A 9,896-nucleotide genomic window follows, 5' to 3' on the forward strand; every position below is an offset into this window, starting at 1 on the left:
TAGTGTATCTATGCACATGGGGATGAACTCACTTGCCGTCTACCTGCAACTCTAAGTAGTTTGACTCTAGCGTATTAAAACAGTCGATTAAGACCATTTAAGGCTGCAACACGGAAGGCTTCGGCCATCGTCGGGTAGTTAAAGGTGGTGTTCACGAAATACTCAATGGTATTGGCTTCCCCTTTTTGTTCCATGATCGCTTGGCCGATATGAATGATTTCTGCGGCACGCTCACCAAAGCAGTGAATACCTAAAATCTCTTTGGTTTCGCGGTGGAACAGGATTTTTAAGCTGCCGATATCTTTGCCCGCAATTTGCGCGCGCGCCAAATGTTTGAAAGAAGCGCGTCCCACTTCATAAGGCACTTTAGCCGCCGTCAGCTCTTGCTCGGTACGACCCACGGAACTGATCTCTGGGATGGTATAGATACCGGTTGGGATATCTTCAGTCAACAAATGTGCCGCTTGGCCATGAATAATGGCTTGCGCGACAAACCGACCTTGGTCATAAGCGGCGCTGGCAAGGCTTGGGTAACCAATGACATCACCCACCGCATAAATGTGTTCAACTTGAGTCTGGTAATTGGCGTTGACGACTAACTGGCCTCGCGAATCGGCTTGTAAGCCAACCGACTCTAAATTGAGCTTATCAGTATTACCGGTGCGCCCGTTTGCGTACAACAAGCAATCGGCGCGCATTTTTTTGCCCGACTTCAGATGGACAATCACCCCATCGCTGGTGCCTTCCACCTTGTCGTAAGTTTCATCATTGCGGATCACCACACCACTGTTCCAAAAGTGGTAAGAGAGCGCATCAGAGACTTCATTATCCAGAAACGACAGTAAGCGATCACGGGTGTTGATCAGATCCGTTTTGACATCCAAGCCGCGGAAGATAGAGGCGTATTCACAACCAATCACCCCAGCACCGTAAATAATGATATGGCGAGGATCATGTTCGAGGTTCAGAATCGAGTCGCTGTCATAAATACGCGGGTGACCAAAATCGACATCTTTCGGGTGATAAGGGCGTGAACCGGTGGCGATAACAAATTTATCGGCACTGTAGGTGTCGATGCTGCCATCGGCTTTTTTGACAGCTACGGTGTGAGCATCAATAAAGTGCGCAGCGCCAAAAATCAGCGTGCATTGATTGCGATCGTAAAAGCCTTGGCGCAGGCGCGTTTGTTTATCAATCACGCTTTTGGCGTGACTTAAAATGGTCGAAAACGTAGCGTGAATGCTGGAGTTGTTTTTGCAAAACAGCGGGTTGCTATTGAACTCAATAATGCGGCTTACCGCGTGACGTAGGGCTTTCGATGGGATGGTGCCCCAATGAGTACAACCTCCGCCGACACTGCTCTCTTTTTCTATGATAGCGACATTTTTTCCCCCTTTGGTCAGCCCCATGGCTGCCCCTTCTCCGCCCGGACCGCTACCGATCACAATGACGTCAAAGTGGTTTTTCTGTCCCATAGTGAATCCTTGTTATATTTGCTTAACATTGCTGTTGCGAGATTTTAACGCATTCCCTGACCTGGAAACATGCTGCAAGGTGCAGAGAGTGGAGGGGATCACGCCTTCATTGCAAAACAGGTGCTCAACCTTGCTTGATTCCAATCGCTTTTGATTACATTGAGTTAGCATCAGCACCATTATTATCTGGTATCCGGTTGCGAAAATGGCTGCTGTCTCATACTGACGAGCTTTGTTGCTTAGACAAGCCAACCAATCAGGTTATAGTATGAACCACATTTTTCGACTTAGCTGAGAACTGATTGGAATGAAATCGTTGGGAATCCGAGCACAACAAAAAGAAAAGACGCGCCGCTCTTTAATTGATGCCGCGTTTAGCCAACTGAGCGCTGACCGAAGTTTCTCTAACCTGAGTCTACGTGAAGTCGCCCGAGAAGCGGGCATTGCGCCGACCTCGTTTTATCGTCACTTCAAAGACATGGATGAACTGGGTTTAACCATGGTGGATGAAGGTGGTCTGTTATTGCGTCAGTTGATGCGTCAAGCTCGCCAGCGCATCGTCAAAGAAGGCAGTGTGATCCGCACTTCAGTGGAAACCTTTATGGAGTTCATTGAGAGCAGCCCTAACGTATTTCGTTTGTTGTTGCGAGAACGTTCTGGTACTTCCTGCGAGTTTCGAGCGGCGGTAGTGCGTGAAATTCAACACTTTGCGGCTGAACTCACCGAATATCTGGTTGCCACAGGCATGACGCGGGAAGAGGCGATGACTCAAGCAGAAGCTTCCGTCACCTTGGTCTTTAGTTCAGGCGCAGAAGCGCTCGATTTGGATCGCCGTGAACGCGATGAACTGGCCGAGCGTTTGATCATGCAACTGCGCATGCTGGCCAAAGGGGCACATTGGTATCGTAAAGAGCGTGAACGTCATCGCCTGAAAGGCGCGTTGGAATAAGTGCAATATCCAAAATAAAAGAGGAAAAAGGAAAGAGAGATGTCGAGAGAAAACAACGTTCAGTCCACTCGCGCAGAGCGTAAAACATTAATACTGGCGCTGGTCGCGGGAATGTGCAGTGATGCTTTGCTTTCATGGCTCACCATGAGTTCAGTGCCATTTTCTCTGTTTGCTTTGATAGCTTTAGTACTCTCAGCTCAGATGCTTTATCAAGAGTATTTGGCTCATCCGGTGGCGGAAGAGGTGCCATTAGTCGGCCTCGGCTGTTTCTTCGTCGGGGCTTTTGGTCACTCGGCTTTTATCAAAGCACAATACCCGCAAGAAGGGTCGAACTTTTTCTCCATCGTCATAGTACTGCTCCTGATCTTTTGGATTGGGCGTAAGCTCGGTTACATCGGTAAGCCACGCTAAACAAAAAACGAGCCATCTGGCTCGTTTTTTATACGGTTACTTTTTGCGTTCTAACATCACACCCGCTTCCATATGGTGGGTGTAAGGAAATTGGTCGAAGAGAGCAAAGCGCACCACTTGATGGGTTTCCCCCAAGACTTGTAAGTTCTCTTGCAGCGTTTCTGGGTTACAAGAGATGTACAGAATGCGCTCATAACCTTGCACCATCTTACAAGTGTCGATATCCATGCCTGAGCGTGGTGGGTCGACAAAAATAGTGTTGCAACGGTAGCTTTGCAGATCGACTCCCGCATCCTTCAAGCGATTGAATTCGCGTTTGCCTTCCATCGCCTGAGTAAACTCTTCTGCCGACATGCGAATGATCTGCACGTTGCCGATCTGGTTCGCGGCAATATTAAATTGCGCGGCTTCAACAGAAGGTTTGGCTAATTCGGTTGCCAGTACTCGCTCAAAGTTTTGCGCTAATGCGAGTGAGAAGTTGCCGTTACCGCAATACAGTTCAAGCAAATCCCCCTTGCTCTCTTGAGTACAATCGACCGCCCACTCCAACATTTTTTCGGCGACCTTCGCATTAGGTTGGGTAAAACTGTTTTCGACTTGCTTATATACATAAGGCTGGCCATTGACCTGTAATTTCTCCACCACGTAATCACGATCCAGCACTACTTTCATTTTGCGAGCACGGCCGATTAAGTTCAGGTTGAATCCTTCATCGTTCAGGCGCTGTTTGAGAGCTTGCGCTGCAGTGATCCATTCTTCGCTGAGTTGTCGATGGTACAGCAGTGAAACCAAAATCTCGCCACTGAGGGTTGAGAGGAAATCAACCTGAAACAGTTTATGGCGCAGAATAGGGCTGCCTTTCATCGCATCCATCAGCAGAGGCATCAAATCGTTAATCAGGCGGCTCGCCGCTGGAAATTGATCCACGCGGTACTTTTCGCGCGTCTCTTGATTAAACATGATGTAGTACATGTCATCGCCTTCATGCCAAATCCGAAATTCAGCACGCATACGATAATTCGCCACTGGCGACTCAAACACTTCCAGCTCAGGCATGGAGTAATCAACAAACATCGCTTTTAAACGGGCGATTTTGTCTGCCAATTGAGCTTGGTAGAGTTCAGGGTTTACATCAAGAGTCGCCATTCGGGTACCTTTTTATGGGCTATTACAGAAAGAGCGCAGATTTTATTCAATCTCGGCCGCTTGTCCAGTTTTGCCCAAATATTGATTGGGATATTCAGTGTAAAGCCTAGCGGATCGGAATCTGTACTGGACAATTTTTCATTCACTCAATACTATCAGCGCCAAGCTGGTGCTATTTAGATGCCTGGATGGCTAAAAATGGCTGAAAAGGGAATCCGGTGTAACACCGGAACTGACGCGCAGCGGTAAGAGAGAACGAACGCTCAAACGACACTGCTTTTCGAGTGGGAAGTCGAGCCAGTAGGCCAACAGTGCTCTCAAGTCCGAAGACCTGCCAGCAACTGAGTTATGCAGTGGTATTGCACTCGGTAGGATTCACGCGATTTAGGACAACATAATGCAAAAATCAGCACTGGCGATCGCTCTAGCATCGCTGCTTACCCCTATCTCTTATTTACACGCCAACGAAGCACAACCTCAAGAAACGGTTGTTGTGACGGCAAATCGTTTTGAGCAAGTAGAATCATCGGTTCTCTCTTCGGTGACGGTTGTCTCTCGTCAGGAAATTGAAGCTTATCAAGCGAATTCTTTAACGGAAGTACTACGCCGAGTACCTGGTGTCGAAATTGCCCAAAATGGTGGGCGCGGACATAGTGCTTCTGTTTTTATACGTGGAACCAACAGTAATCATGTTTTGGTGTTGGTGGATGGTATTCGTATTAATTCCTCTGCGGGCGGTGTGGCACTTAACCGTTTTCCGATAGGTCTTGTTGAGCGCTTAGAAGTCATTCGTGGGCCTAATGCTGCTGTATATGGGTCAGATGCGATTGGTGGCGTTATCAATATCATTACTCGCTCGCACCGCGGAGATGATGCAAAACAAGTTTCTCTCGGAATCGGAAGTCTTTCTTCTAAAAAAGCGGATGTGATCGCTAAGGCTGATGTTGAAGAGAGCGGGCATTTTCAAGTCGCGGCGGGTTTTGAGCAAACGGATGGATACGATATTAAGAATACAGGGAACGGTACTCAATATGGATTTGACGGCCAAAACCTAATGGCAGGTTATGAGCATCAGCTCAATGAGCAATGGCTTGGCTATTTTTCGGCGAGTTGGTTTGATAGTGATGCTCAATATGATGAGTCCGGTTCTGTAAAGCATGGCTACTCGCAAAATGAAAGTTTCACTGGGCAATTAAATTTCCAAGGCGAGCAGCTAAAAAGTTTAGTAAGTCTGAATTATCAGCAAACTGAAAATCTGGATTACTCGCTATCTGAAGGTAAAGCTAACGCAAGCACTAAAGCCAATATCACCATGACTCAATTGCAGTGGGCTAACTTGTATCAGCTGACCGAAAACGCTGAAGTCGGTGCGGGAGTGGATGCTCGTCGAGAGAGTCTTGCTGATGATGCTAAGAATTATGGTACTTCTCATAAATTGGCGGGTGAAAGCCGAGATACTCAGGGTTTATTTGCTTCTGGTCGAGTATATGTTGATAGTTGGACATTTGAGTCTGGAGTCCGTTATGACAAGCATGATAAGTATGACCACTATACAACATGGTCATTAGCAGCAGGGTATCAACTCAATGATGAGCACCGTATTCGTGCCGCCTACGGTACTGCTTTCAAAGCGCCGACTTATTCTGACCTCACTACTACGCCTGATTTGAAGCCTGAAGAGTCTAAGAATATTGAATTTGGCGTGTCTGGGGTTTATTCATTCGCAAGCTGGAATGCTTCGGTATACGACAACAAAGTAGATAATCTAATTATTTGGTATAAGCCTGCTTTATCTTCAGGCCGCTGGTATTCAGATAACACCGATGCTCGTATTAAAGGATTTGAATTTGATGTGAACTTCAATACGGGACCTGTAAACCATATGTTGGTGGCTGAGTTTAAAGATCATAAAGATGATAATGGTGTCCAACTGTCACGTCGTGCTAAGCAAAATTACAAATGGATTAGTTCATTAAGTTTTGGACAATTTGATTTAAATGCTACCTACACCTATACAGGTAAGCGTTTAGATCTACCTACGGCAACGCCAAAGGACGAAGACTATATTTCGGCAACTAATCTGTGGGATATGTCAGTCGGATACTGGGTAAGTCAGGATATGACTCTTCGCGGCCGAATTGAAAACGTATTCAATGAGCAATATGAAAGTGCGATTGGCTACAAGGCTCCCGAGCGTGCGTACTATTTCAATGTCTCTTATCAGTTTTAAATTCAGGCATTGTCTTTAACCATAAAAAGCCAGTCAGAACATCTGACTGGCTTTTATTGTTTAATGCGTCATGTTAGTAGCGAGCCACCAAACTGACATTGTTAAACTCAGTGGTGCCATAGAGTGTAATGAAGTGGCGACCTTCTCGGGTATTCGGAAAGGAACAAACTTCATTATTGCCGTTGCGGTAAGATGCGCAATCCCAAGCAAACGGTTCTGGTTCAATACCTAGACGAACATAGAGATCAAGATTACCTGTACCTCCGTTGGTCTCGATACTCAAGCGACGACCTGCAGGCACATCAATATAGAATTTTTTCAATTCACCTTGCTTGCCACTGATGCCTGTAACCACTTTACCATTAGTCAATTGGCTGTCAGGCTGCGGTTGTGGCTCTGGCTGCGGATTTGGCTCAGGATTCGGAGTGGTATTGTTATCGGTCAAACTATACAGCAGCTTATTTGGTGTTCCTTGAGTGTCGCTGACTTTGCCTTTGGTTGATCGGTCGCTAAGCAGCGTTTTGATTTGATTCGGAGAGAGGTTCTTATTCTCTTGTAAGTACAAGGCTGCGACACCAGCTACATGGGGTGAGGCCATAGACGTACCACTCATAGTCGTCGTGCCACCTTTATGCGACGCCGAAGTGACGTCAGATCCTGGTGCGAAGATCTGTACACAATTACCCCAGTTCGAGAAGTTAGAGCGACCATCATTATTGGTCGTTGAACCTACAGTGATACCACTTGGTTCACGTGCAGGGGATACTTGGCAAGCATCTTTATTATCGTTACCAGCAGCAATGACCGCCGTGACTCCTCTTTGGACGAGTCGAGCCACTGCTTGATCCATCGCCTGAGATATCCCTCCCCCTAAACTCAAATTGGCAACAGAAGGGCCGGACGCGTTTTGAGCCACCCAGTCAATACCACGGGCGATCGCTTCAGTTGAACCACTACCATCACATCCCAGCACTCGCACACCAACTAAGTTAACGTTTTTAGCTACACCGTATTGAGCCCCCCCGATAGTGCCTGCCACATGTGTACCGTGGCCTTGGCAGTCACTGGCATCATTATCGTTATCGATAAAGTCATAGCCGGATTTTGCTCGTCCACCAAATTCAGGATGGTTGAAAGCAATACCGGTATCGATCACATAAGCGGTAACGCCACTGCCATCATAGTTGTAGTTATAACTACGATTGAGCGGTAGATCGCGCTGATCGATGCGGTCGATTCCCCAGGTTACGTTATCTTGAGCCGCATTTGCTGATGCAGAGATGATCGGATTAACCGTAATAATTTGGTTTTGCTCGATATAGTCGACGTTAGGATCGGCACGAAGAGCTTGTAGTTGCTCAGCCGTTAGCTCTGCAGAAAAACCGCTTAACGCACTATCAAAAACATTTTTGATTTCGAGTGCATGCTTATTGGCTAATGCATTGACAGATCGTTGAGTAAATTGTTGGAAAGCTTGCAAATCATTACTCATGATTGTCGCTGGTTGCTTGAGTACAACAATGTATTGATTTTTAATGCCTTTCCCTGAAGCGGCTTTCATCAATGGTGCTAATTGTTGAGGAGATGATTTGCCAACAAGCTGATTGGGTTGGGCAAGTGCTGAGGTTGCTGCGACGGAAAACGTCGAAACAATGCATAAGCTTAAAAACTTTTTAAACATGATAAGTTTCCTTAAAAAGTGAATAAAAATGGTTGGGTCGTGGCTCACAACAATCATGTTGAGCACACCAATAACGATCTCATCCTTGGATGAAAAGAAGTTATTCATGAAAACTACTTATGTTTTCACGTGGGGAGGTTAAGTTTATATTGTTCGTTTTTTGTTCTTGTTTTGTAAGATTAATGACAGAAAAGAAAGGTTCTTCTTATTGATACATATAGAATTTTTACTCTAATGCTAATGTGGTTCAGGATTAAGAACTGAAATGTTGGTAATGTGTCAAATAATGAATTTTGAATTAGATTTTTTAATGTTATATATCTGGGGTGGATTGCCTAATGTAGCAGCGAGAGTATGATTTCTCCGTTTTTTCTAGTTAGGTTGTTGCACTCGTGTCATCTCAATCTTTTCCTCGTGTACTGATTTTCGATTCTGGTGTGGGTGGTCTTTCCGTATATCGAGAAATTGAAGCCCGCTTGCCGCAATTAAACTATATCTATCTGTTTGATAACGCGGCATATCCTTATGGTGAGCTGACCCAGGAAACACTGATCGCACGAGTTGATACGCTGGTTACTCGAATGGTTGAACAAGAGCGAATCGATCTTGTGGTCATCGCTTGTAATACCGCGAGCACCATAGTGTTACCCGTATTGCGCGCCAAACTCACGATACCTGTGGTCGGGGTTGTGCCTGCAATTAAACCCGCCTCCCTGATTGCTAGCAAGGCGATTGGGCTTATCGCGACGCCAGCCACAGTGAAACGGCAATACACGCAAGAGTTGATCCGCGACTTTTCTGCGAATAAAAATGTTGAACTGCTGGGGTCTACACGCTTGGTCAATATGGCTGAGGAGAAATTGCGGGGTAAGCCTCTCGATCTCGAAGAATTAGCAAGCATATTGCAACCTCTGAAAAACACGATCGATGTCGCCGTTTTAGGATGTACTCACTTTCCCCTTATTAAAGAAGAGATTCAGCAAGTACTTGGAGATCAAGTGCAACTGATTGATTCTGGTTTGGCCATTGCGCGCAGGGTGCAGGAGTTGTTGGGAGTAGAAAAAGGGGTTGGTACAAACCAAAAGCATCAGATTTACGCAAGCGCACCACCATGGGAGGAAAGTGCGCTGAACATCAATCTCGAACAGTTAGGTTTTAATCCTGTTCAGCCATTTCTTCATCCGATTTAGGATCATTCGCAATCCGAACCTTTAACGTTCGCTGCATATATTCCTTTTCATTCAGAGCGTCAATAGCTGTTTGGGCTTGGCCTGCGGCTATCACGACGAATCCAAATCCTCGCCGCTTACCTGTTCGTTTGTCTTTCATTAACCGCACCGCAAAGACCTCACCATATTCGGCGAAAAGTTCTTTAACGTGCGACTCGTTGGCTTTATAGGGCAGGTTGCCCACATAGAGTGTCTTCGTGGTGGAAGAGGCCTCTTCATCTTGGCTTGATGAAAGGGTGGGTTGAGTAGAAAGTTTGCAAATTAAAGTCGTTGCAACCACACCAATTAGAAAAGCGAAAGAAGAGTGTAGAGTCAGTTGCGATAAAGCCCCTGCACCGATAACGGCAAGCAGGGCAATCCATAACATCGATTTGTCAGATTTCATATTGAATTACTACGCATCAGAGAGAAAGAAGATTCACGGTCTATCGATGAATTAACAAAATAGACACAGGAATCTTACGTATATGCTTGATATTTTTCCAATCGAATGGTGTGACCCCCCTCAAATGTTGAAATTTTATTCGAAAAACATTCCATTGTTGTCTTTTTGAGCGAACGATTTTATTTGTCAAAAAAAAGCTTGTCATAAAACACTGTCTCCCTATAATGCGCCCTCACTGACACGGCGTGAGATTCAAATCACAAAGTGAAAGCAAAAAGAGAGGAAAAAGTTAGAAAATAACGTTTGACACTCAACTGAATAAGCGTAATATACGCAGCCCTAGCGAACTGAGCGGAAAAGCGATTTCGATAGGAAAAGCTCTTTAACAAT

8 protein-coding genes and 1 riboswitch are annotated in these 9,896 nt (G+C 45.8%); of the genes, 4 read left to right on the forward strand and 4 right to left on the reverse strand.

Annotated features, from left to right (window positions below; genetic code table 11):
• Positions 1-74: 74 nt before the first annotated feature.
• A complete protein-coding gene (gene sthA, locus GOU96_RS15720; protein WP_000529898.1) occupies positions 75-1,475 on the reverse strand; it encodes a Si-specific NAD(P)(+) transhydrogenase in 1,401 nt (466 codons plus the stop codon).
• Positions 1,476-1,782: 307 nt separating this feature from the next.
• Between sthA and fabR the strand changes: the two genes are divergently transcribed.
• Both fabR and GOU96_RS15730 read left to right on the forward strand, forming a co-directional pair.
• Complete coding sequence (gene fabR / locus GOU96_RS15725; protein WP_000838364.1) at positions 1,783-2,424, forward strand: HTH-type transcriptional repressor FabR; 642 nt, start codon at positions 1,783-1,785, stop codon at positions 2,422-2,424.
• Between the two features lie 39 nt (positions 2,425-2,463).
• Positions 2,464-2,835: a YijD family membrane protein gene (locus GOU96_RS15730; protein ID WP_069647619.1), complete on the forward strand. Its 372-nt coding sequence runs from the start codon at positions 2,464-2,466 to the stop codon at positions 2,833-2,835.
• Between the two features lie 36 nt (positions 2,836-2,871).
• Here GOU96_RS15730 and trmA read toward each other — a convergent pair whose 3' ends face one another.
• Positions 2,872-3,981, reverse strand: a complete 1,110-nt coding sequence (gene trmA / locus GOU96_RS15735; protein ID WP_000212216.1) for a tRNA (uridine(54)-C5)-methyltransferase TrmA — start codon at positions 3,979-3,981, stop codon at positions 2,872-2,874.
• Positions 3,982-4,131: 150 nt separating this feature from the next.
• Positions 4,132-4,335: riboswitch (cobalamin riboswitch) on the forward strand.
• Positions 4,336-4,378: 43 nt separating this feature from the next.
• On the opposite strand from trmA, the gene GOU96_RS15740 reads away from it, so the two are divergent.
• Positions 4,379-6,211 (forward strand): TonB-dependent receptor domain-containing protein, encoded by a 1,833-nt coding sequence (locus GOU96_RS15740; protein WP_134986667.1) that lies wholly within the window; start codon positions 4,379-4,381, stop codon positions 6,209-6,211.
• 73 nt (positions 6,212-6,284) lie between these two features.
• Here the strand turns inward: GOU96_RS15740 and GOU96_RS15745 are convergent, their stop codons facing one another.
• A complete protein-coding gene (locus GOU96_RS15745) occupies positions 6,285-7,892 on the reverse strand; it encodes a S8 family peptidase (protein WP_032467978.1) in 1,608 nt (535 codons plus the stop codon).
• Between the two features lie 392 nt (positions 7,893-8,284).
• On the opposite strand from GOU96_RS15745, the gene murI reads away from it, so the two are divergent.
• The gene (gene murI / locus GOU96_RS15750) at positions 8,285-9,082 is read left to right on the forward strand and encodes a glutamate racemase (protein ID WP_000098350.1); all 798 of its coding nucleotides are present in this window, start codon (positions 8,285-8,287) and stop codon (positions 9,080-9,082) included.
• On the opposite strand, the gene GOU96_RS15755 is transcribed toward murI, so the two are convergent.
• Entirely contained in the window at positions 9,048-9,506 is a 459-nt protein-coding gene (locus GOU96_RS15755; protein WP_001886229.1) for an RNA recognition motif domain-containing protein, read from the reverse strand. The two genes, murI and GOU96_RS15755, sit on opposite strands and share 35 nt — an antisense overlap.
• Between the last annotated feature and the right edge of the window lie 390 nt (positions 9,507-9,896).

It is taken from the genome of Vibrio sp. R-1 (assembly GCF_035615595.1).
Lineage (GTDB): Bacteria > Pseudomonadota > Gammaproteobacteria > Enterobacterales > Vibrionaceae > Vibrio > Vibrio cholerae.